The sequence below is a fragment of the bacterium endosymbiont of Bathymodiolus sp. 5 South genome, assembly GCF_900128535.1.
GTDB lineage: Bacteria > Pseudomonadota > Gammaproteobacteria > PS1 > Pseudothioglobaceae > Thiodubiliella.
The window spans coordinates 1-1,071 of record NZ_FQTR01000360.1 but is presented as its reverse complement, the minus strand read 5'-3'; the positions used below and the strand labels follow the sequence as shown (position 1 = coordinate 1,071).

Sequence of the window (1,071 nt, the reverse complement as noted above, 5' to 3'; positions counted from 1 at the left end):
TTTCAACACAAGTTTCACTCACCTTCTATTATTAAAAATAGCCCTTGTTGTCTCAATCAACACAGCCATTGCAGGCGGAGGTAACATTGAACTAAACCGCTTTACTGAGGTAGATACCTCTAGTGCCCATAATGATAATGGCGGATATTATAATGCGTCAAATTTCCCCAACTCCAGTGCCTTTGCCACTCTTCAAACCGATGGCTCAATCATGGCGTGGGGTGACTCAAGTTATGGAGGTACAGCGCCTGCTGGTAACGGTTATACCAAGATTTATTCATCTGCATATGCCTTTGCTGCCACTAAAGCCGATGGGTCAATCAAGGCGTGGGGCGCCTCATATGCCGGAGGCACAGGTGCGCCTGCTGATAGCGGCTATATCAAGATTTATTCAACTTTAATTGCCTTTACCGCCATTAAAGCCGATGGATCAATCAAGATGTGGGGCGGTTCAGGTCATGGAGACACAAGTGCACCCTCTAGTGGCGTCTACACTAAGGTTTATTCAAATGCGTTTGCCTTTGCTGCCCTTAAAGCTGATGGGTCAATCACGGCGTGGGGTGACTCAAACAAAGGAGGATCAAATGTGCCTGCTGGTAGTGGCTACACTAAGATTTATTCAGCCAATAGTGCCTTTGCCGCCCTTAAAGCCGATGGGTCAATCAAGGCGTGGGGTGACTCAAGTTATGGAGGCACAGGTGCACCCTCTACTGGCGTCTATACCAAGATTTATTCAACTGCGCATGCCTTTGCCGCCCTTAAAGCTGATGGGTCAATCACGGCGTGGGGTGCCTCAAGTTATGGAGGCACAACACCCTCTGGTAGTGGCTATACCAAGATTTACTCAAATGATGGTGCCTTTGCCGCCCTTAAAGCCGATGGATCAATCAAAGTGTGGGGTAACTCAAACACAGGAGGTGTAAATGCACCCGCTGGTAGTGGCTATACCAAAATTTATTCAACTGGGTCTGCTTTTGCTGTCATTAAGGCCGATGGATCAATCAAGGCGTGGGGTGACTCAAACAAAGGAGGTGCAAATGCACCCTCTGGTAATGACTATACCAAGATTTA

General features: G+C 47.6%; 1 pseudogene. It reads left to right on the top strand.

Annotation, left to right across the window (positions count from 1 at the left end):
* A pseudogene (locus BBROOKSOX_RS11495) lies at positions 1 to 1,071 on the top strand (hypothetical protein); the annotation flags it as partial.